Consider the following 3,271-nt stretch of genomic DNA (forward strand, 5'->3'; position numbering starts at 1 on the left):
CTTTCACCAAATAATTTCAAAGAAAAGCAATTAAAGCCTCACCCTAAATTCTCGGGTTTTAATGCATTAGTTGTTGATGATAATAGAATTAACCAAGAAATAGCCTCCGCCCTTTTAGCAAAATTAGATATGACCGTGATCATTGCTGATAATGGACATGATGCATTAGATAAAATAGAGATAAATGACATCGATATTATTTTTATGGATGTTCAAATGCCAGTTATGGATGGGCTTGAAGCAACAAGCATATTAAGAGAGCGAGGCTACAAAACTCCCATAATTGCAATTACGGCAGCCGCAGATCCTAATGATAAAAAAGCAGCGTTTAGAGCGGGTATGGATGACTTTTTAGTAAAACCGATTATTTTTGATGCGCTTTACGAAAGTATAGAAAAGCATCTGCAAAGTAGCGAATCTCTGAGCACTATAAACCTGCCTTTAGCAAAAGAAAACCTAGAAAACAATGACGAATTGTTAGCTAAATTATTTACTCAGTTTGTCAACGATTACAATGACTTTTCGATTAAAGCTGATATATTAATCAAAAATGGAGAGTTAGAAAGCTTAATTCGACTAGTACATACACTCAAAGGCTTGGCCGGCACATTAGGCTTTGAGCTACTGCAACAAAGTGCGCAAAGTGTTGAGAAAAGCTTAATAGATAAGAAAAGTATTAATTTATCTCATTTTAATGAGCAATTAATACTTACACTTTTTGCTGTAAAACAATTTTTGATAGCTTACAGCTTTAAAAAAGAACATATACAGCAACATGAACTAGAAAACGAAGACTCAGTTATTGATAATATATACTCATTAGCATTAACGGCTCGCCCCGTACCTAGCAGTTTGATTAGACAGCTAGAAATGAATCAATATGAGAGAGACCACTCTCTATTTAAGCTCAAAGAAGCAATTGATCATTTTAACTACGCGTTAGTAATTGAGCTTATTGATAAGTATAGAAACGATAATAAAAATTAGGCATAACCACTAACCTGAACTAGATTAATATTGTAAAGAACGCAGAGAAGGACAGATAGTGCATTCAAATTACCTCGCAAACAATAATGGATTAACCACAGAACAAAAGCATAAACCTTTAATTCTTATTGTTGATGACGAACCTAGTAATTTACACGTATTAGTAGAAGGACTTTTAACTGACTACGATGTACGTATTTCTACTAGTGGTGAGCAGGCTTTGATCTTTATTGAGTCAACTCGGCCTGACTTGATTTTATTAGACATAATGATGCCTGGCATGGACGGCTACGAAGTATGTAATATACTCAAAGCGAAACAAAATACCAAAGGCATCCCCGTCATATTTGTAACTGCGCTTACCGAGGAAGAGTCTGAAGAAAAAGGCTTTGCTATGGGCGCAATTGACTACATACACAAACCTTACAAGCTAGCGCTCGTTAGAGCACGCATTCGCACTCATATTACCGCTCAAGGCATGCTAGATAGGCTTATAGAAAAAAACTTTGACCTGCACGACAAACTACTTGAAATAGAGTCACTGGCGAAAGAGTTAAGTCAGCGTGAAGAAGAATTAAAAGAACTCTCCTCAAAACAAAAGTTATTTTATCAAGCCCTAACGGGAACCGCTGATGGCGTTGTTATTACCGACAGTAACGGAAAAATTATTGCCGTAAACCCTTCATTTTGCCGGATTACAGGTTACTCTGAATCTGACTCCCTGCAAATGCAGTTGCACGATATTAAACAAAATAACCACCCTAGTATTAGCTTTGATCAAGTATGGCATCATGCAAACCAAGCAGGATATTGGAGTGGAGAGCTAGTAACCAGACGAAAAAATGGCGAGCTTTATCCTGAGTTATTAACTCTTAGTATGGTAAGAGGCGAGCAAGATACCAACGTGCACTATATTGGTGTATTTAGTGATATTTCTAGCGTTAAGATAACGCAAGAAAGAATTCACTACCTCACATGGCATGATGAACTTACAGGTTTGCCAAACCGAAATGGTTTTTTAAAGCAGTTGGAGCAGCAACTTCAGGTTTGTAGTACCGAAAATAGTTATGCCTATATTTATATTATTGACATAGACAGCTTCCACTCAATAAATGATGGATTAGGCCTACTCGCTGGCGATAACATTTTAAAAGAATTAACTAAACGAATTCATTCTAAGGTGAGTAAAAAAGATGTTATTGCTCGCTTAGGCAGTGATGAATTTGCAGTACTGTGTACAGTCGAAAAAGGCGTTGGCAGGATCAGAGCCCAAGCTATGGCTGAAAATAAAGCCCAAGAACTGATCATAAGTGTAAACCACCCCTTTGTCGTTGATGAACAAGACGTTAGCTTAACAGTAAGTATTGGCACGTATATTTTTCCTCGGGAAGATCAGTGGGAAAGTGCTATAGAAACAATCCGTAACTGTGAGGCGGCTTGTTACAAAGCAAAAGAAAAAGGCGGTAATAGAGTTACCTTTTTTGATACTTCGTTTGGCGAGCAAGCAAAACGCCGTTTTGAAATAGAACAAGATTTACGTAAAGCAATCTCAAATAATGAGTTATCCCTATATTTACAATCCCAATTTGACCGAAGCCAAACCCTTAAAGGGGCTGAGGTTTTATTAAGATGGGAGCATCCTCAAAAAGGCTTCATTAGCCCTGGTGAGTTTATATCTATAGCCGAAGAGTCAGATATAATTTATGACTTAGATTGCTGGGTAACTTCAAATGCACTTGAAATATTAACGCAACTTAGTAAAACTCACCCTGAGTTAAACCTATCAATTAATGTAAGTGGCAGGCACTTTCATGAAGCGCGTTTTTTAAGCTTTATTAGCCAACAAATAAAGCAACATAGCATTAATCCTCAGCAACTCACTATTGAGATAATTGAAGGTACATTGCTTAATCACATGGAAGCGGCTATTGAGGCTGTTCACTTTCTCAAGAAGCTAGGTATTAGGGTATCAATTGATGACTTTGGTACTGGATATTCGAGTTTAACTTATCTTAAACAATTACCCATACAAGAACTAAAAATTGACCGTTCTTTTGTATTGGAAGCACCGACTGATAATAACGATAAGTTGATTATTGATATGATTGTAAGCTTAGGCCGTTTATTTGAACTCGAGATAGTTGCCGAAGGTGTAGAGAACCAGTCCCACTTTGATTTATTGCAAGAATATCCAGAAGTTATTCTTCAAGGCTATTATTTACACAGGCCTGAACCTGCAAGCGACTGGCTTGAAAAATTAAATTAATTACAGAGTAGTTTGAAA

General features: G+C 36.9%; 2 protein-coding genes. Both read left to right on the forward strand.

All coding sequences use genetic code 11. The features are described 5' to 3' along the window. On the forward strand, positions 1–987 hold a 987-nt coding region (locus tag GQR46_RS17950; protein ID WP_165741848.1), incomplete at its 5' end, for a response regulator. Positions 988–1,045: 58 nt separating this feature from the next. Beyond that, positions 1,046–3,253, forward strand: a complete 2,208-nt coding sequence (locus GQR46_RS17955; protein WP_165741849.1) for an EAL domain-containing protein — start codon at positions 1,046–1,048, stop codon at positions 3,251–3,253. The last annotated feature ends 18 nt before the right edge of the window (positions 3,254–3,271 follow it).

It is taken from the genome of Pseudoalteromonas sp. Z1A6, assembly GCF_011378745.1.
Classification (GTDB): domain Bacteria; phylum Pseudomonadota; class Gammaproteobacteria; order Enterobacterales; family Alteromonadaceae; genus Pseudoalteromonas; species Pseudoalteromonas arctica.